The organism is Pseudoduganella sp. SL102 (assembly GCF_027856995.1).
GTDB classification, from domain to species: Bacteria; Pseudomonadota; Gammaproteobacteria; order Burkholderiales; family Burkholderiaceae_D; genus Rugamonas; species Rugamonas albidiflava.
This window is the reverse complement of record NZ_CP115554.1, coordinates 232,561-254,930: the sequence shown is the minus strand read 5'-3', so window position 1 is coordinate 254,930 and position 22,370 is coordinate 232,561. Positions and strand designations below refer to the sequence as shown.

The 22,370-nt window shown below is 65.3% G+C and carries 16 protein-coding genes; 9 read left to right on the top strand and 7 right to left on the bottom strand.

Translation table 11 applies throughout. The annotated features are described in order from the left end of the window. Positions 1 to 40: 40 nt before the first annotated feature. Together OU994_RS01055 and OU994_RS01050 are read right to left on the bottom strand one after the other, a co-directional pair. The gene (locus OU994_RS01055; RefSeq protein WP_281609273.1) at positions 41 to 1,729 is read right to left on the bottom strand and encodes a D-alanyl-D-alanine carboxypeptidase/D-alanyl-D-alanine-endopeptidase; all 1,689 of its coding nucleotides are present in this window, start codon (positions 1,727 to 1,729) and stop codon (positions 41 to 43) included. A gap of 11 nt (positions 1,730 to 1,740) precedes the next feature. After that, positions 1,741 to 2,979 (bottom strand): nucleoside recognition domain-containing protein, encoded by a 1,239-nt coding sequence (locus OU994_RS01050; RefSeq protein ID WP_281609272.1) that lies wholly within the window; start codon positions 2,977 to 2,979, stop codon positions 1,741 to 1,743. A 174-nt stretch (positions 2,980 to 3,153) separates the two neighbouring features. Here OU994_RS01050 and OU994_RS01045 point away from each other — a divergent pair, with 174 nt between their 5' ends. The 4 genes from OU994_RS01045 to OU994_RS01030 all read left to right on the top strand — a co-directional run bounded on the left by OU994_RS01045 (position 3,154) and on the right by OU994_RS01030 (position 9,956). Then, positions 3,154 to 4,941 (top strand): ABC transporter substrate-binding protein, encoded by a 1,788-nt coding sequence (locus tag OU994_RS01045; protein ID WP_281609271.1) that lies wholly within the window; start codon positions 3,154 to 3,156, stop codon positions 4,939 to 4,941. 174 nt (positions 4,942 to 5,115) lie between these two features. Next, entirely contained in the window at positions 5,116 to 7,896 is a 2,781-nt protein-coding gene (locus OU994_RS01040; protein WP_281609270.1) for a TonB-dependent receptor domain-containing protein, read from the top strand. Between the two features lie 113 nt (positions 7,897 to 8,009). Then, complete coding sequence (locus tag OU994_RS01035; RefSeq protein ID WP_281609269.1) at positions 8,010 to 8,972, top strand: LD-carboxypeptidase; 963 nt, start codon at positions 8,010 to 8,012, stop codon at positions 8,970 to 8,972. A 69-nt stretch (positions 8,973 to 9,041) separates the two neighbouring features. After that, a complete protein-coding gene (locus OU994_RS01030) occupies positions 9,042 to 9,956 on the top strand; it encodes a YihY/virulence factor BrkB family protein (protein ID WP_131148572.1) in 915 nt (304 codons plus the stop codon). A 25-nt stretch (positions 9,957 to 9,981) separates the two neighbouring features. Here OU994_RS01030 and OU994_RS01025 read toward each other — a convergent pair whose 3' ends face one another. Together OU994_RS01025 and OU994_RS01020 are read right to left on the bottom strand one after the other, a co-directional pair. Then, positions 9,982 to 10,302: a hypothetical protein gene (locus OU994_RS01025; protein WP_281609268.1), complete on the bottom strand. Its 321-nt coding sequence runs from the start codon at positions 10,300 to 10,302 to the stop codon at positions 9,982 to 9,984. A 98-nt stretch (positions 10,303 to 10,400) separates the two neighbouring features. After that, positions 10,401 to 11,705: an ATP-binding protein gene (locus tag OU994_RS01020; RefSeq protein ID WP_281609267.1), complete on the bottom strand. Its 1,305-nt coding sequence runs from the start codon at positions 11,703 to 11,705 to the stop codon at positions 10,401 to 10,403. A 131-nt stretch (positions 11,706 to 11,836) separates the two neighbouring features. Between OU994_RS01020 and OU994_RS01015 the strand changes: the two genes are divergently transcribed. The 3 genes from OU994_RS01015 (at position 11,837) to OU994_RS01005 (ending at position 14,848) form a co-directional block, all read left to right on the top strand. Then, positions 11,837 to 13,072, top strand: a complete 1,236-nt coding sequence (locus tag OU994_RS01015; protein WP_281609266.1) for a protease complex subunit PrcB family protein — start codon at positions 11,837 to 11,839, stop codon at positions 13,070 to 13,072. 64 nt (positions 13,073 to 13,136) lie between these two features. After that, positions 13,137 to 14,138: a MipA/OmpV family protein gene (locus tag OU994_RS01010; protein ID WP_281609265.1), complete on the top strand. Its 1,002-nt coding sequence runs from the start codon at positions 13,137 to 13,139 to the stop codon at positions 14,136 to 14,138. Next, the gene (locus OU994_RS01005; protein ID WP_281609264.1) at positions 14,138 to 14,848 is read left to right on the top strand and encodes a hypothetical protein; all 711 of its coding nucleotides are present in this window, start codon (positions 14,138 to 14,140) and stop codon (positions 14,846 to 14,848) included. The genes OU994_RS01010 and OU994_RS01005 overlap by 1 nt, the downstream gene beginning before the upstream one ends. Before the next feature lie 127 nt (positions 14,849 to 14,975). On the opposite strand, the gene OU994_RS01000 is transcribed toward OU994_RS01005, so the two are convergent. Further along, positions 14,976 to 16,841 (bottom strand): methanol/ethanol family PQQ-dependent dehydrogenase, encoded by a 1,866-nt coding sequence (locus tag OU994_RS01000; RefSeq protein WP_281609263.1) that lies wholly within the window; start codon positions 16,839 to 16,841, stop codon positions 14,976 to 14,978. Between the two features lie 313 nt (positions 16,842 to 17,154). On the opposite strand from OU994_RS01000, the gene OU994_RS00995 reads away from it, so the two are divergent. Both OU994_RS00995 and OU994_RS00990 read left to right on the top strand, forming a co-directional pair. Then, on the top strand, positions 17,155 to 19,236 hold the full coding sequence (locus tag OU994_RS00995; protein WP_281609262.1) for a sigma-54-dependent Fis family transcriptional regulator: 2,082 nt from the start codon (positions 17,155 to 17,157) through the stop codon (positions 19,234 to 19,236). Between the two features lie 59 nt (positions 19,237 to 19,295). Beyond that, positions 19,296 to 20,243 (top strand): beta-propeller fold lactonase family protein, encoded by a 948-nt coding sequence (locus OU994_RS00990; RefSeq protein WP_281609261.1) that lies wholly within the window; start codon positions 19,296 to 19,298, stop codon positions 20,241 to 20,243. A 9-nt stretch (positions 20,244 to 20,252) separates the two neighbouring features. On the opposite strand, the gene OU994_RS00985 is transcribed toward OU994_RS00990, so the two are convergent. Together OU994_RS00985 and OU994_RS00980 are read right to left on the bottom strand one after the other, a co-directional pair. Continuing rightward, positions 20,253 to 21,587 carry a type II toxin-antitoxin system HipA family toxin gene (locus tag OU994_RS00985; protein WP_281609260.1) on the bottom strand — a complete coding sequence of 445 codons (1,335 nt, stop codon included), beginning with the start codon at positions 21,585 to 21,587 and terminating at the stop codon, positions 20,253 to 20,255. Then, complete coding sequence (locus OU994_RS00980) at positions 21,587 to 21,892, bottom strand: helix-turn-helix domain-containing protein (RefSeq protein ID WP_281609259.1); 306 nt, start codon at positions 21,890 to 21,892, stop codon at positions 21,587 to 21,589. Before OU994_RS00980 ends, OU994_RS00985 begins: the two co-directional genes overlap by 1 nt. Positions 21,893 to 22,370 lie beyond the last annotated feature (478 nt).

Here is a 22,370-nt window from a genome sequence, read left to right as displayed (position 1 = left end):
CCCGGCCTCCGCCGCTGGGGTGATCGCGCCAGCGGAGTGCCTACATCGGCGCGGCGGCGCTGCTGTTGGCAGTCCAGTCGATCAGCGCGTCGACGATGGCGCGCCCGGTGGCGTGGTCGATGCCGTCGTGATTGATGATGGCGACGACGATGCACTGCTCGCCGTTGGCGTCCGGCACGTAGCCGGCCACCGCCACGCCGTCGCGCAGGGTGCCGGTCTTGATGCGGGCGCGCGAGGCGGCCGGGCTGTTCTTCAGGCGCCGCTTCATTGTGCCGTCCACGCCGACGATCGGCAGGCTGGCCTGGAACTCCGGCGCCCACGGCGATTCCTCGGCGGCGGCCAGCACGGCGGCCAGCTGCACGGGCCGCAGCCGCTCGATGCGCGACAAGCCCGAGCCGTTTTCCACCACCATGCCGCTGGTGTCGATGCCGTGCCGCTTGAACCAGCCGCGCACCACCGCCTCGGCGCGCCCCAGCGTGGTGGTCGGCTGCGACGTATCGCCATTGTTCGCCGCCATCAGCATCGCCAGCCGCTGGCCGGCCGGCAGCGGGCGGCTGCCCAGCGTTTCATCGGCCTGCAGGCTGCCCAGCGACAGGAACAGCATGCGCGCCTGCGCGTTGTCCGACACCTTCATCGTGTCGCGTACCAGCTCCGGCAGGGCGCGCGACTGGTGCGCCACCAGGAGGCGCGTGCCGTCGGCATCGACGCCGGATGGCAGCCCGGCCGCGGCGGGACCGGCAGGCTGCGCCGCGGTGCCGTTTTTGCTCCCGCTGTTGCTCCCGTTACTGCTTCCATTGCTGCTGCCGTCCGCGCTGCCGATCGCGCCCTGTGCCGCCGCGGCGGCCGCCAGGTCGGACGTGTGCCCGGCCAGGTCCACCGTGCGCGTGCGGCCGGCGATGGTGCCGCCGAGGCGCTTCCACGCGGCGCGGATCAGGCGATCGGCGAAGTCGTCGCGATCGAGCGCATTGATGCGGTATGCCTGGCGGCAGTTGCGCGGGAAGGTGCCGTGCAGGACGATCGCCAGCCGGTCGCCTTCCCGGACCGTGGTAGGGGGCTTCCAGCCGTCTTCCCAGCTCTCGCACGGGGTATCGACCAGCACCTGCGCGGAGCGCACGGCCACGCGGTCCAGCTCCGGCAGCGCCGCCGCCTTCACGCCGCCCTTGCCGGTGGAATCCATGTCCACCGTCAGCATGTTCATGTTCAGCAGCAGCGCGTCCGGCGTGACGTTGTAATACGCTTCGGGCGCTTCGTCGAACTCGCCCTTGCCGAGGTCCATGCGGGGCGGCTGGAACAGCTGGCGGTCCAGCACCAGGTCGCCGGCGATGCGGTGCACGCCAAGGGCGCGCAGGCGCTCCAGCAGGTGTGCCATCGCATCCGCGTCGAGGTCCATGTCGGCGCCGCCGCGCACCAGCAGGTCGCCTTTCAGCACGCCGCCGGCGATCTCGCCCTTGCTGCGCAATTCGGTGCGGCCGCGGAATGCCGGGCCCAGTTCGTCGAGGGCGACGATGCCGGTGACCACCTTCATCGTCGAGGCGGGCAGCATCGGCTGGTCCGCCCCGTGCGAGACCAGGATGGTGTCGCCGCGCAGCACGATCGCGCCGATCGACGCTTCGGGTATGCCGGCCGCGTGGGCCAGCCGGGCCACCGGTTCCGGCAGGTCGGCGCGCGCGCCGCCGCACAGGAACAAGCCGATCAGGGCAAGGTGCCGCAGCCGCATCGTCAATCGCATTCGTCTACCCTTCAACCAAAGAATACATAGGCCACGCAGATCGCCGTGATCACGCCGGCCAGGTCGGCGATCAGGCCGCACGAGATCGCGTAGCGGGTCTTGCGGATGCCCACCGAACCGAAGTACAGCGCCACGATGTAGAAGGTGGTGTCCGCCGAGCCCTGGAAGATGCAGGCCAGGCGCCCCACGAAGGAATCCGGGCCGTAGGTCTGCATCGCGTCGATCATCATCGCCTTCGAGCCGCTGCCGGACAGGGGCTTCATCAGCGCGGTCGGCAGCGCCGGCACGAAATCGGTGTTCATGCCGAGCGCCGAGAAGAACCATTCGAAGCCGCTGACGATGAAGCCGAACACGCCCGCGTTGCGGAACACGCCGATCGCCACCAGCATGCCCACCAGGTAGGGGATCACGGTGAGCGAGGTCTGGATACCGCCTTTCGCGCCTTCGATGAAGGCTTCGTAGACGTTGACCTTCTTGCGCATCGCGCCGACCAGGAACACGGTGATCACGCCCATCAGGATCAGGTTGCTGACCACCTTCGACACCGTCTCGATTTCGGTCTTGGTGAGGAAGTTGGTGAAGTACCAGATCATTGCCAGGATCGCCACCGTGATGCCGCCGATCCACGACAGCAGCACGGAATCGAACAGGTTGATCTTCTGGCGGATCGATACCGCGATGATGCCGGCCACCGTGGCCACATAGGTCGCGATCATGCAGGGTATGAAAATGTCCGACGGGTCGGCAGCGCCGAGGATCGCGCGCTGCGCCATGATCGCCAGCGGAATCAGCGTGAGGCCGGAGGTGTGCAGCACCAGGAACATGATCTGCGCATTGCTGGCGGTATCCTTGTCCGGGTTCAGCGACTGCAGGCTTTCCATCGCCTTCAGGCCGAAGGGCGTGGCGGCGTTGTCCAGGCCCAGCAGGTTGGCCGAGAAATTCATCACCATGTGGCCGGTGGCCGGGTGGTCCTTCGGCACTTCCGGGAAGATGCGCGAGAAGAACGGCGAGATCATCTTGGCGAACCAGGCGATCGCGCCGGCTTTTTCGCCGATGTTCATGATGCCCAGCCACAGCGTCATCACGCCGGCCAGCGGCAGCGCGATATCCATCACGGCGCTGCGCGCGGAGTCGAACGTGCCGTCGATGATCTTCTTGAAGATCTCCGTGTCGCCGAGGAAGATCCACTGGGCCAGCGCGGCCGTGAAGCCGACAAGGAAGAAACCGGCCCAGATATAGTTAAGAGACATAAGCGAAAGAGAATAAAACAGAACGAAACGGCAAACCAAACAGGGGACGAAGCGCGACCTGGCAGGCAAAGTATAGAGTGCGCGATGGCGCAGTGCCGGTCGCGCATGCGAAAAAGTTGTCGCGGCGGCCGCCCGGTGTGCCACTGGCAACGGCAGCTGGTTTATGCTGCGCCAATGAATCGAGCCCGCCGATCCGCCGCCGCCATCCTGCTTGCCGCCACCTTCGCCGCCGTATTTTCCATCCCGTTCGCCGGCGCGGTGGCCGCGCAACCGAAAGTATTGCGCACGCTGTTGTCCACCGGTGAAACGGCGCTCGATCCGGCCGTCGCTTCCGACCTGGCCAGCCTGTCGCTGCTGGAAAACCTGTTCGATCCCATGCTGCGCTACGATTACCTGGCGCGCCCGGTGAAACTGCGCCCGAACACGCTGGCGGCCATGCCGTCGGTCGATGCGGCCGGTACGACATGGACTTTTCAGCTGAAGCCCGGCATGCACTTCGCCCCCGATCCGGCATTCGGCGGCAAGGCGCGCGAGGTGACGGCGGCCGATTACGTGTATGCGATCAAGCGGCTGTACGACCCGGCGATCAAGTCGCCGTGGCTGTTCCTGTTCGAGGGCAAGCTGCTGGGCGATGGCGCGCTGCGCGAACAGTTCGGCTACGCGACCGATATCCCCGGCCTGCAGGCGGCCGGCCGCTACACGCTGCAACTGCGCCTGCGCGCACCCGATCCCGGCCTGCCATTCTATCTTGCACTGCCGGCTACCGGCGCCGTGGCCCGCGAGGTGGCGGAAAAGTACGGCAGCCAGGTAGGCAACCATCCGGTCGGCAGCGGGCCGTTCCGTATCGGCGAATGGAAGCGCAGCGACAGGATCACGCTCCTGGCGAACCCGGATTACCACGGGCGGTGGGAAGGCAAGAAGCTGCCGCTGGTCGACCGGGTCGAGGTAAAGATCATGGAGGAGTACCAGTCGCGCGTGCTCGGCTACCTGAACGGCGAATTCGACTACATCGAGCAGGTGCCCGAATCGATGCGCGACCTGGTGCTCGATCCGGGCTCGCAGGCGCCGGTGCTCAAGCCCGCGCTGGCGCGCCGCGGCATGGTGCTCGAACCGTTCCCCGTGCTGCAGACCTACTACATGTGGATGAACATGGAGCACCCGGTCATCGGCGGCTACACGCCGGACAAGGTGGCGCTGCGCCGTGCCATCGCGCTGGCCTACGACGGCGCGCAGGATGTGGCGCTGCTGAAGAAGGGCCTGGCCATCCCGGCGCAGTCGCCGCTGCCGCCGAACGTGCTCGGTCACGATCCGGCCTATCGCAGCCCGGTGGTCCACGACCTGGCGCTGGCGCGGGCGCTGCTGGACCGCCATGGCTACAAACGGGATGTCACGCAGGGCAGGGCGGGTTACCGCACGCTGCCCAATGGCCGGCCGCTGGTGCTGACGATGCACAGCGAACCGACCATGGTCGGCCGGCTGCGCGACGAGATGTGGCGCAAGACCTTCGAGTCGATTCACCTGCGCGTGAGCTTCGTGACGGACAAGAAGACCGAGATCATCAAGGCTTCGCGGCTGGGCAAGGTGATGATGTTCGAGACCAACTGGGTGGCCGATTTCCCGGACGGCGACAATTTCTACCAGCTGCTGTATGGCGGCAACGTCGGCCGCGCCAACTATGCGCGCTTCAACCTGCCGGCCTACAACGCGCGCTATGAACAGGCGCGGACGATGGCCGACAGCCCGGCACGCACCAGGCTGTATGGCGAAATGGCCGACCTGCTGCATGCCTACAACCCGTGGGTGCTGCTGACGCACCCGATCTCGGCCGATATCCGGCAACCGTGGCTAAAAAACTACAAGCGTCACCCGGTGGAATTCACCAACTGGCGATATCTGGACCTCGCGCCGCGCGTGCGCCCGCTTCGTGGGGATGAGGCCGCTAAAATGTCCCGGCGGGAATAGCATTTCGCCAATGCATTCCCGGCAATCCATGGCCGGGCCGGCAATCCGCCCCACCCACGGGATAGCGCACCGCCACGACAGTGCCACCCGCGGCCATGACAGGCACGAGCACGCCGGACCGGCGCCACGAGCGCGAAGGCCGGCAGGCACCATTGAACACATCGGGAGAAGCTCTTGAAGGTTAAAAAACTGGCGCACATGATCGCGCTGATGGGTGTCGTGGCTCCGGCCTTCGCGCAAGAGGTGTCGCAAGCAGGGCCCCAGGCTGGGTCGCAGCCGATGCAGCGCGTGGAAATCACCGGGTCGAGCATCAAGCGCCTGGCCAGGGAAGGCGCGCTGCCGGTGCAGACCATCACGCTCGACACGATCCAGAAGGCCGGCGTGACGAACGCCGAGCAGTTGCTGCGGCTGGTGTCGGCCAACGGCACCGGTGCCGACAACATGACATCGGGGAACAACGTGTTCGGCGCAGATGCCGACCGCACGTCCGGCGGCGCCTCGTTCGCCTCGCTGCGCGGCCTGGGGCCGAACGCCACGCTGGTGCTGCTGAACGGCCGCCGCATGGGCAACAACGGCGGCAGCGGCAAGGCGGTCGACCTGAACTCGATCCCGCTGGCGGCGATCGCACGGGTGGAGATCCTCAAGGACGGCGCCTCGGCGATCTACGGCACCGATGCGATCGGCGGCGTGGTCAACTTCATCCTGAAGACCGACTACGAAGGCCTGGAAGCGTCGACCACGCTGAACGCCACCGAGGCGGGCGGCGGCATGGAACGCCGCTACACGCTGCTGGGTGGGCTGGGCAACCTGGAGACCGATGGCTGGAACGTGATGGCCAGCGTGACGCGCGACGTCACCGACCAGCTGTCATCGAGCCAGCGCGACTTCGCCAACGGCTACCAGCCGTGGCGCGGCCTGTCGCCCGATACCACGGGCACGCCCTATGCCAATCTCCTCAGCGGCGCCGGCAGCGCGCTGGGCACCGGCTTCAAAATGCCCGGCGACAGCACCACGTATCTGCAGGCCAACCTGCTCAGCCTGCAGGGCAATTGCGATTCCGTGCCGGGCATGTCGCAATATGCGAGCGAGCTGTGGACCAATATCACGCCGATCACGCGCACGAAATATTCCTGCGCCTACGACTACGGCGGCGATTACGTGATGTCGTTCCCCGTCGAGCGCACCACCGGTGTCTCGCGCGGCACCTTCAGGCTCAATGCCGATCACCGCATGTTCGTCGAGCTGCTCGGCTCGCGCACGGAAACCACCGCCCAGCTGACGCCGCTGCAGATTTCCACCACGCTGGCGGCCGGCAACGCGTATCCGGTGGGCGGCCCGTACTACCAGGACCTGTCGCCCTACATCGCCAGCTACGACCGAAGCAAGCCGATCCTGTACAAATGGCGCGCCACGCCGGTCGGCAACCGCACGCAGGACGTGGTGCTCGACAACTACCGCGCGCTGGTGGCGCTGGAAGGCACGCTGGGCGGCAAGTACGACTACAAGCTGGGCCTGTCGAAGTCGGGCAGCAAGTCCTCGGTGGACCTGGTCGACGGCTATGCGTGGACGGACAAGCTGTACGCCGCGATGGGCACCGGCATCATCAATCCGTGGACCGGTGCCGGCCAGTCGCAGACGCAGCAGGCGATGGACCTGATCGAATCGGCCAAGTTCCGAGGCCGCCTGAACCAGGGGCGCACCACGATGACGCAGTTCGATGGCGCGATCTCCGGCGAAGTGTTCAACCTGCCGGCCGGTGCCGTGTCGATGGCGGCCGGCTTCGACCTGCGCAAGGAAACCTATTCGTTCGTGCAGGTCGTGGATGCCACGAAGATCTGGCAGGCGCCGGGCAACGCGAACCTGGACCAGGCCACGCGCTATATCCGCGCCGTGTATGCCGAGGCGCTGGTGCCGGTCATCAAGGACCTCGAAGTGCAGCTGGCGATCCGCAAGGATAACTACAGCCTGATCGGCGCCACCACCAACCCGAAGGTGGCGTTCCGCTACCAGCCGACCGAACGGCTGCTGTTCCGAGGCTCGGCCAGCAAGGGCTTCCTGGCGCCCAGCTTTACCCAGCTGTACGCGGGCCGGCTGTCGCAGGAACTGCCGAACGGCGTGATCGACCAGGAAGGCTGCGCGAAAAACCCCGGCAACCCGGACTTCTGCGCCATTCCCCGCCTCGACTACAACACCGGCGGCAATCCCGGCCTGCGGCCGGAAACGTCCAAGCAGGGCACGCTGGGCATCGTGGCAGAACCGTTCAGGAACTTCTCGCTGTCGCTGGACTGGTGGGCGATCAACATCAAGGACCGCATCCTGAACCGCACCCCGCAGGTCGTGCTGCAGAACTGGCAATACCTGCAGCAGTACATCGTGCGCGACCCGGCCAGCGGCGTGATCGACCACGTGGAAGCGGGCTGGATCAACGCGGCCGGCCTGAAGACCCGCGGCGTGGACCTTGGCCTGCGCTACGACGGCACACTCGGCGGCTACAAGTACGCGGCGGTCCTGGATGGCACCTACATGGACAGCTTCAAGTTCGCCGAGTTCGAAGGCCAGGACTACAAGGAACAGGTCAGCCAGTTCAACACCCGCGACGTCTACCTGCGCTGGAAGCACAGCGCCAGCGTGACGGTCTCGAAAGGCAACTGGAGCGGGCTGCTGCTGCAGCGCTACGCCTCCGGCTACAACGACCAGGTGCCGAACGGCGGCAAGAGCGGCTTCCCGCCCGGCTTCGATCCGCGCGTGCACCACTACACGAAGTACGACGTCTCGGCCACGTACACCGGCTTCAAGAACACCACGCTGACGGTCGGCATCCAGAACCTGTTGGACGAAGACCCGCCGTTCACCGCGCACAACGTGGATGAAGTAGTGGGCGCCGGCTGGGATCCCCGCGTGGCCGATCCGCGCGGCCGGGCCCTGTCGTTCAACCTGAAGTACAAGTTCTTCTGACCGTGGACCGGCGCGGCTTCGGCCGCACGTTGGCAACCTCGCTGGCCGCCGCGTTGGCTGCTGCCGCTTTTCCGGTGGCGGCGGCCGCGCCGTCGTCCTCCCGGAAAAAAACCATGCAACTCATCAAACCGCCACGGCTGCTGCCCGGCGACACCATCGGCCTCGTCACGCCCGCCGGACAAGTGTCGCGCGCGGCGATCGACAAGGCCATCGCCAACACCGAAGCGCTCGGCTTCAGGGTGAAGCTGGGCCGCTACCTGGACGAAGTGAACGGCAATTACGCCGGCCCCTGGGAGCATCGCGTGGAAGACCTGCACGGCATGTTCGCCGATCCGGACGTGAACGCGATCTGGGCGATCCGGGGCGGCTCGGGCGCGATGCAGCTGTTGCCGCACCTGGATTATGGCCTGATGCGGCGCCACCCGAAGATCCTGGTCGGCTATTCGGACATCACTGCCCTGCACCTGGCCATCCACCGCCATGCGGGGCTGGTGACGTTCCATGGCCCGGTCGGCATGTCCACCTTGTCCGGCTACTCGACCGAACACCTGCTGAACGTGCTGATGCGGCCCGAGGACGAGTACGTGATTCCGATGGCCGTGGAAAACAGCCGCAAGGCATTCAACGAGCCGGACAATGCGCATTACGCGCTGCGCACCGTGGTGCCCGGCATCGGCACCGGGCGGCTGATGGGCGGCAACCTGGCGCTGGTCAGCGCGCTGGCCGGCACGCCCTATGCGGCCGACATCCGCGATGCGCTGCTGTTCCTCGAAGAAGTCAACGAAGAACCGTACCGCGTGGACCGCATGCTGATGCAGCTGAACCTGAACCAGCCCTTCCGTTCCGCGGCCGGCATCATGCTGGGCATCTTCGAAGGCTGCGGCCCGGCCGGCGATGGCCCGTCGCTGAGCCTGGACCAGACGACCGACCAGCACCTGCAACCGCTGGCGATTCCCGCCGTGACCGGGTGGTCGTTCGGCCACATCCGGCACCAGTTCACCCTGCCGATGGGAATCCGGGCGCGCATGGATACGGGGCGGCAGACGCTGACCTTGCTGGAGGCGGCGGTGCGGTAGTGGGCGGTAACGGGGCGGCACGGCCCAGCAGGACGGCGCTTCCGCTGGCGCCTCGCTAGAATCGGCATCATGCCTATCCTCAACCGCCAGGCCGTCGCCATCGTGCTCGGCCATCCGCTGCGATTCACCGTGCGCTGCCTGAAAGGTTTCCGCGCGAACCAGGGATTGCTGCTGGCCGGTGCCGTCGCCTACTATTCGCTGCTGTCGATCGTGCCCCTGCTGATGCTGGTGGTGGTAGCGCTGTCGCATGTGATCGATCCGGCCGACCTGCTGGAAACCATCGGCCACTACCTGGAATGGCTGGTGCCGGGCCAGTCCAGCGCGATCGTGGCGGAGGTGGCGCACTTCCTCGAACACCGCGACCTGGTCGGCTGGCTGCTCGTGCTGACGATGCTGTTTTTCAGCTCGCTGGCATTCACCGTGCTGGAAAACGCAATGAAGGTGATCTTCATCCATCGCGTGGGATTGCGGCGGCGGCATTACCTGACCTCGGCCATCCTGCCCTACTGCTACATCCTGTGCCTGGGCATCGGTGCGCTGGTCGTCACGCTGGTGGCCGGCAGCCTGCAGGTGATCGGTGCCGAAAGCGTACGGCTGTTTGGCGTCGAATGGTCGCTGGAAGGGCTGTCCGGGGCGCTGCTGTACCTGCTGGGGCTTGGCGGCGAAGTGCTGCTGCTGTCGTCGATCTACATGGTGATGCCGGTGGGCCGGCTGAGCTGGCAGCATGCGCTGATCGGCGGCGTGACGGCCACCGTGTTGTGGGAAATCGCCCGCCACGTGCTGGTGTGGTACTTCTCCACGCTGTCGCAGGTGAATGTGGTGTACGGCTCGATGACGACGGCGATCGTGGTGATGTTCAGCCTGGAAATTGGCGCCACCTTGCTGCTGTTCGGCGCGCAGGTGATCGCCGAGTACGAGAAGGTGGTGGATGGGGCGCCGGATGTGGTGACGCAGTTGACGGCGCCGACGCACGAGGCAAGCTGAGGTGGCGGGAATTTGGGTCGAAAAACTACTGGGAAATGAAACAGAAAACCGGGCTAAGCGCCAAGCCTATTGAATATCCAATGGTTAGCCAGTGCCAAATCTTAGGGAAAACCTTGTGCTTGAGTGCGCCGTAGCCGAAGTAGATGAGCCCCGTAACACAACTGAGCAGCGCTATACCATATGCCCACACGAAAATCATCATCACTCCAAGCGCGCTACCACCTGAAGGCGTTCCGGGTTCATATGAGACTATCATCTGGCCGAGTGTCGCAATAAAAAGTACGTATGGCGCACCAGCGATGAGCATAAAAGTCGCGAAACCAGCTGCAAACCGGTTGTTTTTCATTTTGGCGATCCTTGCTATACGTCTTAGTGGCAGACATCAATGCTCTTTCGAACTCGGACGCCCATTTGTAAAGGCGCGCAGGAAACTGAGTCATGCCGCTACGCCGGCGGCAAACTGATCGTAAACCGCGCCCCGCCCAGCGGCGACGTTTCGATCTTTAGCGAACCCCCATGCAGCGAGATGGCCTTGCCGGCGATGGATAGCCCGAGCCCGAAGCCGCCCGTGTTGCGGTCGCGCGAACGGTCCAGCCGGTAGAACGGCTCGAAGACCTTTTCCCGTTCCTCTTCCGGAATGCCCGGCCCATCGTCGTCGACGGTGATCGTCACGCCACCCAGCTTGCTCAGCGCCGAGAGCGCTACCTTGCCGTTGGCATATTTTTGCGCGTTGCGCAGCAGGTTGCCGGTGGCGCGCATCAGCAGGCGGCAGTCGCCGTAATAGGTGCCCATGCCGTCCGGCACGGACACATCCAGCGACACGGCGGCCGGCGGCAGCGAATTGGCGCAACTGCGCAGCGCTTCCGTCAGGTCGAAGGTTTCATAGCGCAGCGGCTGGTCGCTGTCGAGCCGGGCCATGCCCAGCAGCTCGTTGACCAGCGACTTCAGTTCCGTCAGGTCGCCCTGCATGCTGCCGATGCGCTTTTGCAGCAGCACGTCCTCGGCGGTGTCGTGCAGCAGCTCGAAGGCGAATTCCAGCCGCGCGATCGGCGTGCGGATTTCATGCGACACCGAATGCAGCAGGCCGCGCTGCGATTCGAGCAGCGTTTCGATGCGGCCCGCCATGTGGTTGATCCGTTCGGCCAGCGGATAGATGCTGTTGCCCGGCTTCATTTCCGCGCGTGCTTTCAATTGGCCGGCACCGAAGCGGTCCGCCACCTTCATCAGCTCCTGCAGGCTGCGCCAGTGCGCACGCGACCAGAAGCCGATCGGCACCAGCAGCGCCAGCGCCACGATCAGGTAGCGCACCGCTTCCATCTGCAGCGCCACCTTGATGTCGATCGGCAGGTTTTGCGCATGGATCGCTTCCTCGTCGCTGCCGATGTACCGGTCGCCGCTCAGGTCGACGCGGCGGTACAGCGAGCGGTCGGCCAGGTCGATCACCACTTCGCCGCGGTCGAATGCCGCGCGCTCGGCGTTGGACAGGTGCTCGCGCACGACGGCCAGCGGCACCAGGTCGAAGCGCACTTCGGACACTTCGCGCACCTTGTTCAGGCGGTCGAGCCAGCCGTCGGCCGGCGCCTGGTCCACGTACTGCTCGAGAAGGAAAATCTGCGCTGCCGCCTGGTTGCGGGCGATGTTTTCCAGCGGGTCGCCGAACAGGCGGTCGATGGTGAAGTACACGATGAAGGCCGCCACGCTGATCGACAGCATCACAAGGATGAAGAAGCGTAGAAACAGGCGGTTCATGTTGCCATTGTATAAGAACCAATGCCGTGAAAATCCAGGCCGACAAATTTATGACAAAAAGCCGACATGTGCGTGCGGACAGGGAAGACGCGGCTGGATACGATGACAAGACTTGTTTCCAGGAGCTAGCAATGCGTCCATATCGATCCACAGTCCAGGCAGCTGCACTGTTGCTGACCGCCCTGTCCCTCGCCGCGTGCGGCGGCGGCGGTTCGTCGTCGTCGTCCACATCGGCCGTCGCGGGCGGGAAGGGCATCGCCGTCGGCGAGCCGGCCCCGGGCGCACCGGCGCGCGAGGAATTCATTGCCCAGGCACGCAAGGCCGATTGCGCCGAACAGCGCAACCGGCTGTTCGTCATCGACAACGAGCTGGTGCTGTGGGACCGTGCCGGCAATTGCGCGGACATGTCTTGGAACGCGACGCTGTACCGCCTCACGCCGGGTGCGATGCTGTGCACCGCCGGCGACACGATCGCCGGGCCGCGCACCACCTGCACGGACGAGCGCTACCGTGCATTGCTGGAAACCGCCGCGGCCAACCTGGCGGAGGATGACCTGGGCCTCGGCGGCGCGCACAAGGTCGAGGTCGTGCCGTTCATCAAGGATGGCACGCTGCCGTTCGCGCCGCTGGTGCAGGACCAGTATTCGGGAATCGCGCAGCCGCGCAACGTCGTCGTCCGCGACCGGGCCGGCCTGGAAACACTGTGGAACGCGCATTACCTGGGCCGCAGTCCGGTGCCGCCGCTGCCGGAGGTCGACTTCAAGCGCAGCATGGTGGTCGGCGTCTTCGCTGGTTCGCAGGCGGCCGGCTGCCAGTCGGCTGCCGTAGCGACGGTGGAAGGCGACAACGGCAAGGTCGTGGTCGGCTATGAAATCAGCACGCTGATGACGGTGGCGCCCTGCGCGCAAGCCCTGGGCGCGCCGATGGCGCTGGCCGTCGTCGACCGGTACGAGGGTGAAGTGGCGTTCGTCGACACCACGCCGGAGCACATGGCCTTCACCAGCCTGGACCTGGAAGACAATTCCGCCGTGGCCACGCCGGAAACGGTCGTGGTGCGCGATGCCGCCGCCTGGAACGAACTCTGGGCCCGGCACAAGAGCCGGAGCGTGCCGGTGCTGCCGGTGCCCCAGGTGGATTTCAACCGCTACATGGTCATCGGCGTCTTCATCGGCAGCAGGCCGAATGGTTGCTTCAAAGCAACGGTCACCGACGTTTACCGCAGCGGCCGCAAGATTCATGTGACCCGCGTCGACCACCAGCCCGACCCGCGAGCGATTTGTACGCAGGCGTTGACGACCCCTTCGCACCTGATCATGGTCGAGCGCAGCGACTTGCCGGTGGTAGTGTCGTCACACACTGTTACTTGACAACGTTCAACCTTGGGCCGCAAGCCATATAAAATGGGAGGCATTGCTCTTTCAGAATGCACACATGTACAAGTTTTTCGTACTTGCCTTGGCGGGCGCGTGCGGTGCGGCCCACGCGCAAACTCCCGCCATCAATCCCATGCCCGACGGTAGCCGCGATATGTACGTGGGCCTTGGCGCGCAATATGCCCCACGCTACGAGGGAGCTGCCGACCGCCGTACCACCGCCATGCCGATGCTGCAGGTCCAGTGGAGCAACGGCATCTTCATCTCGGGAATGAGCATGGGCATGCACCTGTCGAATTCTCCTTCCGTGGAATATGGCCCCCTGGTGGCACTGGCGCCGGGCCGCGATGCGTCCGGCACGAAGATGTTCCGGCTCGGCACCGTGGGCGACAACGCCGGCAACCCGGGCGGACCGTCGACGTGGCTGCCGGACCCCATTACCGGACTCCCGCCGCCCAAGGATGGCGACGTCAAGGAAGACGACGTGAAGCAGGACGACGTCAAGGAAGAGCCGCCGCCGCCGGCAGGCGCGGACGGTTTCGCGCCCAACGAGGGCGGCGATGGCCTCACGGCCGACAACAGCGTCAACCTGCTCGATGGCGTGCACGCGATCCGGCGCCGCGTCCTGTATGGCGGCTTCGCCAATTTCTACCTGACGCCGCAATTGCGCGTGACCACCAACCTGCTGTACGGCGCCGGCAACGACCGCAACGGCTTGCGCATGCACGTGGCCCTGCAGCACCTGCAGCAGGATATCGCGCCGCACCACACGCTGGCGCTGTCGGCCGGCGTCACGCTCGTCAACCGCGCCTACAACATGGCGTATTTCGGCGTCACGGCCGAGGAAGCCGATCGGTACGGTATCAATGCCGAATACCATCCCGATGGGGGCATCGAGGATGTGCGCGCCGGTGCGCGCTGGAACTGGGCGCTGTCGCCGGCGTGGATGATGACCACCGGCCTGCAGGTCAGCCGCCTGGTGGGCGATGCCAGGAAGAGTCCGCTCGTGGAGCGGCCGACCAACGTTTCCCTGTCGACGGCGCTGGTCTACCGGTTCTGATGATGGCCATCACCCGCTTCCTCGCCGCGCGTATCCCGCTGCTGCTCGCCCTGTGCTTCGGCATGGGCAGCGGCGCGGCGCAGGCGCAGGAAGCGGGCTGGGTCAGCTACCGCGACGCCTACCGGGCCATGGTGGCGTTCGCGAAATACGGCAAGGCCAAGAATTTCTTGCAGAACCATTACCAGGTGTCGCCGAAGGATGGCAGCCAGCCACTCGACGGCCTGCGCCTGACGCTGTCCGGCCGGACCACGCAGCTCAATCTGCCGCTCGACGCGACGGGCCGTACCACCTTCCCTTTGCTGAAGGCGGCCTACGACGAAAACGCGATGCTGGTCCTGAACCGCAAGATCAGCGACTACACGTTCGGGCCGCGCATTTCGATCGTGGCGCGGGTGGATGGCGTGTATGAAAGCGCCGACCTGCGCGCGGCCTGCGACCAGGCGCTGCAGTACCTGCGGTACCTGGATGGGAACTACGGCAGCCGCCGCTGTGCCGGCGTGCGGTTTGCGTTCCTGCCGAAGAGCGATGCCGAAGTGCGGGTGCGCGATCCGCTGCGCGAAGCCACGCTGCCGGCCGCCGAGGGCGCCGCGTTCGATGGCGATGCCAACAGCGGTTTCCGGGTAATGGTGTACCGTTTCGCCGAGTGGCCGGAAAAGGTGCAGGTGATCAGCCAGAATGCCCCGGTAGCGATCGCACCGGTGATCGAGTGAGGCGGGCGGGGCTGGCCAGGAAACGACATGGCGTGATTGCGGCGCCTTGCGATGCCGAAGCACTACAAGGCGCCGCGCCTGGCGCACCAGTGGCAGGGAGGTGCGGCGTTTATTGATCCTGCGGCGCTTACCGGTCCTTCGCTACCGTCTTCTCGCCGGCAGGCACCACGGCATCCGGCAACGCGAACACGGTCAGCACGCCACCGAGCTCGGTGTATTTCGCCAGGTCCTTGTAGCCGCCGGCGGCGCCGAGTCCATCCGTGCTCTTCGTCAGGCCGGCCGCAAGCCCGATGCCTGCCCAGCCGCCAATGCCGGACAACACGCCCACATACTGCTTGCCCTTGTATTCCCACGTGTTGATGTTGCCGATGATGCCGGACGGCGTCTTGAATTTCCAGAGCTCCTTGCCGTTGTGGTCGACGGCCTTCAGGTAGCCTTCCAGCGTGCCGTAGAACACCACGTCGCCCGCGGTGGACAGCGCGCCGCTCCACACGGAGAATTTCTCCGGCTTCGACCAGACGATCTTGCCGGTGCCGGCATCCCAGGCGATGAAATTGCCCAGGCCGCCATGGCTGTTCGGCGCCGGGTACATTTCCAGTGTCGCGCCCACGTACGGCTGGCCCGCCACGTACTCCACCTTGAACGGCTCGTAATCCATGCACACGTGGTTGGTCGGCACGTAGAACAGCCCGGTCTTGCGCGAGTAGGTGGCCGGCTGCTGGTCCTTCGAGCCCAGCGCCGCGGGACAGACACCCTTCGAATTGACTTCCTCGCCGTTCTGGTCGGTGCTGTACTTGGCCACAACCTGCGGCCGGCCGGTCTTCATGTCGATGTGCGTGGCCCAGTTGACGGCCGGGTCGAATTTCTCGGCAATCAGCAGCTCGCCGCTGACGCGGTCCATCGTGTAGCCGAAACCGTTACGGTCCAGGTGCACGAGCGCCTTGCGCATCTTTCCTTTCACCTTGATGTCGGCCAGGATCATTTCATTGACACCGTCATAATCCCATTCGTCGTGCGGCGTCATCTGGAATGCCCATTTCGCCATGCCCGTGTCGAGGTCGCGCGCGAAGATCGTCATCGACCATTTGTTGTCGCCCGGGCGCTGGCGCGGATTCCACGTGCTGGGGTTGCCGGTGCCGTAGTACACCGTGTTCAGTTCCGGATCGTAGCTGTACCAGCCCCACGTGGTGCCGCCGCCCAGCTTCCACTGGTCGCCTTTCCAGCTCTTCAGCGAAGAATCCTTGCCGACGGGAGCCATCTTGCCGTTGGTCCATGTCATCGTCTTCGCCGGATCGATCAGCATGTCCTTGTCAGGCCCCGTGCTGTGGGCCTGCCACACCAGCTTGCCCGTATTCATGTCGTAGGCGGTGAGGCGGCCGCGCACGCCGAATTCGCCGCCGCTCACGCCGGTCAGCACCTTGTCCTTGAAGATGTGCGGCGTGTTGGTCGTCGTTTCGCCCTTCTTCGGGTCGCCCGTCTTGACCTTCCAGATTTCCTGGCCGGTCTTCGCATCGAGCGCCACGAGGGTCGTGTCGGCCTGCTGCAGGAAGATCTTGCCGTTCGCATAGGCGACACCGCGGTTGACGACGTCGCAGCACATCACGGGAATCACGGACGGGTCCTGCTTCGGCTCGTATTTCCACTTGATGCTCTGGTCTTCCAGCGCGATCGCGAAGACCTTGTTCGGGAACGGGCTGTGCACGTACATCATGTCGCCGATGACGAGCGGCCCGCCCTCGTGCCCGCGCAGCACGCCGGTGGAAAACGTCCATGCGACGGTCAGCTGGCCGGCATTGCCGGCGTTGATCTGTTTCAGCTCGCTGTAGCGCTGGTTGGCCAGGTCGCCGGCCTGCATCGCCCAGTTCTTCGGGTCCTTCGTCAGTTTCTCGACATCCGAGTCGGCCATCGCGAATGCGGGCAGGATGGCGAGCGCGAGGCATGGCCACCAGCGGCCGGGCCGCGTGGCACGGATGACACGGTTCAGCAGGAACATGGGGGGTCTCCTTGGTTTTGTGGCCCGGCACGGTGGTGGACGAGCACTAGCCTGGACAGAGGCGCATGGAACGTGCCAGCGGCACGCAAGGCGTGCACCGCGTGAAATGTTCAAAATCAGACCAGCTGGAGGGCGCCACTGTGCCGCATCCGTGGCAATGGCACGGTGCAGGTGTCGCACGGCTGTCCACATTTTTGTAATTTGCATATTTATTTTTGTACGGCAGCGTACTATCGTGAACACACGCGCAATGCATTGATAACAGCCGCGGCAGGAAGCCGATGCCGGCACCGCCAGCGGCGAAGGAGACAGCATGTCCGATGGTGCCCTGGCCCATGTCCGGCGGGTGCGTTCGATCGTCCAGGGCCGCGACGGCTCGGAGGCGGCCGGCCCGTGCAACGCCATTACCCGTTCGTGGATCCGTTGCCTGCACGATTACCAGCTCGACCCCGGCCGGCGCGAAGAGCCGGAGGTGGTGGATGCGGCCGAACTGGCCGAGCGGCGCGAGCGGCTGGCTGGCGTGCAGGCCGTCGCCAAGGTCGAGATGGCCAACCTGTACCAGCAGCTGGCCGGCTCGGGCTACGCGATCGTGCTGACCGACGCCGCCGGCGTGCTGCTCAATTATTTCGGCGACCCCGGCTTTACCCACGCGGCATCCCGCTCGGGCCTGATGCCGGGCGCGGTGTGGAGCGAACGGGCGCAGGGCACCAACGGCATGGGCACTTGCCTGGTCGAGCGCCGCCCCGTCACCGTGCACCAGGACGAGCATTACCTGTCCCGCCACATCGACCTCAGCTGTGCCGGCGCCCCCATCTTCGACCATGAAGGTGAAATCGTCGCGGCGCTCGATGCCTCCGGCGAGTCGCGCCTGGCGCAGCAGCACACGCTGGCGCTCGTCACGATGTCCGTGCAGATGATCGAGAACCGCGTCTTCCTCGACCGCTTCCGGCACGACTACATCCTGCGCTTCCATAACCGGCCCGAATTCATCGGCACGCTGAGCGAAGGGGCGATCGCGCTGGACCCCGCCGGGAAGGTGCTGGCCGCCACCCGCTGCGCGCTGTTCCAGCTGGGCTTTACGGCGCCGGCGGACATCGTCGGCCGCGACATCACGGAACTGTTCAACAGCTCCTTCCCCGGCCTGGTGGACAGTACGGTGCGCAAGGCATTTCACGCGGTGCCGATCTTCGGCCTGCGCAATGGTGCCCGCTTCTACAGTGTGATGCTGCCGCCGGTGCGCGTGACGTCGTCCGCCGGAAGGCAGGCGGCCGTGCCGGCAACGCAAGCACCTTCGCCGCTGGAGCGCGTGCATTTCGGCGACGCGGCCATGGCCGCCAACGTGCGCATCGCCACCCGCGTGTGCGAGCGCAACGTGGCGATCATGCTGGTCGGCGAAACCGGCACGGGCAAGGAAGTCTTCGCCCAGGCACTGCACCGGTCGGGGCCGCGCGCCGGCAAGCCGTTCGTGGCGATCAACTGCGCGGCCATTCCGGAAACGCTGATCGAAAGCGAACTGTTCGGATACCGGGCCGGCGCCTTCACCGGGGCCAGCAAGGAAGGCCAGCAGGGCAAGCTGTACCAGGCCAATGGCGGCACGCTGTTCCTCGACGAAATTGGCGACATGCCTTATCCCTTGCAGGCCCGGCTGCTGCGGGTGCTCGAAGAGCGCACCATCGTGCCGCTGGGCGGCGGTGCCCCGCTGCCCCTGGATATCCAGGTGACCAGCGCCACGCACTGCGACCTGCAGCAGATGATTGCCAAGGGCACGTTCCGCGAAGACCTGTTCTACCGCCTGCAGGGCATCGCGCTGCGGCTGCCGCCCCTGCGCGAACGCACCGACGTGCGCGCCCTCGTCAGCCTGATCGTCACCGAGGAAAGCGATGACGGCGCCCCGCTGTCGCTCGACGAAACCCTGCTTGCCGCACTGGAACGGCAGCGCTGGCCGGGTAACCTGCGCCAGTTGCGGCACCTGCTGCGCGCGATGATCGCGCTGCGCGAATCGGATCACCTGACGGTGCACGACCTGCCGCCGGAGTACCGCACCGGTATTGTCGCGCCGAACATTCCCGTGCGGGACAGCGAAGAGGCCGCGCCGGACATGTCCGATCCCGGCGCGCACGGCGCTGGCCCGTTGGCCGCCAGCCAGCCCCTGGACGATGTGCTGGCTGCCGATCCGGATGCCACCGACCCGCTTGCCAGCGATCCGGATGACGGGAATCCGCACGACTTGAATCCTCTCGAACATGCCGAACGCGATGCCTTGCTGCGCGAGCTGCAGCGGCATGGCTGGAACATTTCCACGGTGGCGCGGCAGCTCCATATCAGCCGCAACACGCTGTACCGCAAGGTGCAGCGGCTGCATATCCGTCATCCCGGCAAGGCCGTGCTGACCTGACGATCACGGTGGTGGGAGCGCTATCGGCACCGCCACATTTGCCCCTGAAAGGAACGTCCATGCCGCTGCTTTGCCGCCTCCTGGTTCCCGCCGCCCTGCTGGCCTGTGTCCCCGCCCTGTTCGCCGCGCCGTTCGCTTATGTACCGAATGAAGGTTCCGGCACGATCTCCGTGATCGATACGGCCACCGACGAGGTCGTGGCGGAAATACCCGGCGGCAGCAAGCCGCGCGGTCTGGCGGTGAGCCGGGATGCCCGCTGGCTCTACGTCAGCGACCAGCCGAAAAACCGGCTGCAGATCGTCAGCCTGGAGCGCCGCGCGCCGGAAGGCACCGTGGACCTGGGTGAGTCGCCCGAGGGCGTGGCGCTGTCGCCGGATGGCCGCTGGGTCGTCGCCGCCGTCGAGGAAAAGCACGAGATCGTCGTCACGGATACCCGCACGAACACGCGCGCCTTCGCCATTCCCGTAAAGGGCCGCAATCCCGAGCACGCCGTGTTCAGCCCGGACGGCAAGAAGCTGTTCGTCAGCGCCGAGAATGGCGACGCCGTCGACATCATCGACATGGCCACGCGCAAGCAGGTGGCCCAGGTCGCCGTGGGCGCACGGCCGCGCGGCATCGGCTTCCTGCCGGACGGCAGCCGCGCCTACGTGGCCGCCGAGAACGCCAACGAGGTGTACGTGATCGACGCGGCCACCCATGCCATCGTCGCCCGCATCCCGGCCGGCCTGCGCGCCAACGGCGTGGCCGTCCACCCGGATGGCAGCCGGGTCTACGTGTCCAACGGCGGTGCCGCCAGCGTGTCCGTCATCGACACGAAGACCAACCGGGTGGTGGCCACCGTCGGCGTCGGCGAGCGGCCGTGGAACATGGCGCTGACGCCCGATGGCGCCAAGCTGTACGTGGCGAACGGCCGCTCGGGCAGCGTGTCGGTGATCGATACGGCGCGCAATGAAAAGCTGCGCGATATCGCGGTGGGCAAGCTGCCGTGGGGTGTGGTGGTGCGGTGAGGGCGATGCTTACATGGATGGCGCTGGCGCCTGGCCGGAGTCGTCCTCCGTATCGTCACCGCGGCTTGGATAACCAAGATTGACTTGGACGCCTGTCGCTTCCTCCGCGACCGCAAAGCACCCGGCGATCCGGTACCGATCGGTCTCGCTGACACCGGCGTCCGCGAATTCCCGGCGCCAGCCCGAGACGACATCTTTCACTTCGGTGACGATCTTCAATGCTTCTTCCCGCGTCAGGAAAAATCGCCGGCATTGCGAGAGGGCGTTCTCCACCGTGCTCGCGGTACCGAAGGCGCCAACACCGATGTTCTGTCCGCGGAACGGCGCCTCGAGGTGCGGGCAAATGTCGAAGGCCGGGGACAAGCGCAAGACACCTGGATCCCGCATCAGCAAGGCGTGGTTGCGCAGGTGATCGTCGACATTGCCGACCATGATATTGAGGACCATGCGCCGAAAGAGCTCGTGCGCATCCGCGGGCGCCGCATCATTGCGCGGCCGCATGGCTTCGGCAATCGCGGCATAGGAAAAACTGGTGCGATATTCCCGCTGGTCCGCGCTCAACGGCCCTGGTCGAAGCAGGCTATGGGCGCTGAGATAATGGATGCGGTGTCCTTTGCCGGTACGGTCGAAACGCTCCACCAGCAGGACCGAGCGTTGTCCAGAACCGATCGAAACCAGTTCGAACGAAGGGACCGTAATCCCCGCCAGGTGCGCAAGCCTGAGCGTCGCGTACTCGGCGGCCGGCACATCGAAGAGGTCGTCCGGGCGGCTGAACTTTGCAATGTGCTCCACGCCGTCGTGCATGACGATCGTCTTCGGACGCAGGCCGCCCAGGTCGCTGCCTGGAAACAGCAGGTTGACGGTTTCCGCGTCCAGGTCAGGGTCCGGATTGTTCAGGTATCGATGCAGTGCATCGAGCAGTCGGGACGAGAGGTCCGACGATCGGCAGGGAATGTCGCCAAGCCGCGGCGGTTCGTCCGGACTTGCCGCGAAGGCCAGACAGCCCGAACCAAAATGCTTCGACTGTAGAAACCACTCAACGGGATTTCCGGGCAGCGGCTTGCGCGCCTGCCGTAGCAGGCGTGCGGTAAGCTTCGCACCCCAGGCGTTCGGCCCGGCATCCGACAGCACGCCGTACGTTCCATCTGGCTGCCTTGGCAGCAACAGCTCGCGGTCCTCCAGCGGCAGATGTCTCGGGTCCAGGCTGAACGCGGCGGGACGCTGCAGATACCGCTTGCCATAGGCGAAGCGGCCGTCGCCGTTACTCTTCAAACCGAATGATGCGACGGGAATCGGGGCAGCTGGTGTCGTGCAGTCGAACACGACCATCGTGGTACGCGCCATCAGAAATCCCTGTTCAGTGAATCGGAATCGTCGGAAACGAGAGGCCGGTCACTCTCCGGATTCCCGACGAGCATTTCCAGGTCGGCCAACTGGCCCAGGGCTTCGAGCACAATCAATACCACGCCAAAGGAGACTGTCGGGTCGCCATGCTCGAGCCGGGCCAGTGTCTGGCGATGAATCCGGCTCGACTGCTCGAGATCGGCAAGGGTGCGCCGCTGTGATTTCCTGGCACGCCGGAGCCGATCGCCAAGGCGCGCTGCGGCATCGAGTGCGGCTGCGGAGTGAAACTGGGTGGTTTTCGCCATGGTCGAGCAGGAACCTGATCTAGAGAGCGATCAAGTGTGCCAGAAAAGGAGTATATGAGCGACATTTTCTGAAAAAAAAACGCATATATACGACTAGAGGGCTAGGTTTTCCGGTCTATTGCAGATCTCCCCTCCAATTGTGCAGGGCAACCGTAATTGCATATATGTTGCAGGATCCTGAAGCGGACCTTCAGCCGCAACGGTTTCCGGCATCGACAAGCGCCTGCAATAGTTGCCTGTCGAAGTACTCGGTGTCGTCTCGTTCCTTGCTTTCCAAACGGAACTCGGCTTCCTCGTACACCTGGGGCTGAGCGATTCTCTGATTGAGAAGTCACTGACTGTCACGACAGGCGGCTGCCGAGCCGAAGCAGGCGTTCACGGCCAAGAGGACGGGTACGCTTGCATGACGCTATCGATTAATGTGTTAAATCATTTAAACAGTATGCATACCAAGGTGTACTGCCCTTAGACACATGAA